The 215-nt window shown below is 40.0% G+C and carries 1 protein-coding gene; it reads right to left on the bottom strand.

Going from position 1 to position 215, the window contains the following annotated elements:
- Nucleotides 1-215, bottom strand: a 215-nt coding sequence (locus AXW61_RS17460) for a transposase (protein ID WP_171254103.1), incomplete at both ends; no start/stop codon positions are given.

The following is a 215-nucleotide window of genomic DNA, read 5'->3' as shown; positions in this document are numbered from 1 at the left end:
GTCTTCTGCAGATGGTGGAATAGTCTGGTGCTGTCCAATCTAATCTACAAAGATGAATGAGACTTTGCACAAAGCCAGTGACCATGCGTAAAGAAAGACGAAATAAGGATTTGATCATTAAACAGCATTGGATGGCTGTATCTGAATAAGTTTGATTTCGACCATGTTTACCTTTGGGTTGAGCGTACCATTGAGTCTTGGGATCAAACCAAATT

The sequence above is a fragment of the Acinetobacter sp. BMW17 genome (genome assembly GCF_001592855.1).
Classification (GTDB): Bacteria; Pseudomonadota; Gammaproteobacteria; order Pseudomonadales; family Moraxellaceae; genus Acinetobacter; species Acinetobacter johnsonii.
The sequence above is the reverse complement of the archived record's forward strand: the minus strand, read 5'-3'. Positions and strand labels throughout refer to the sequence as shown.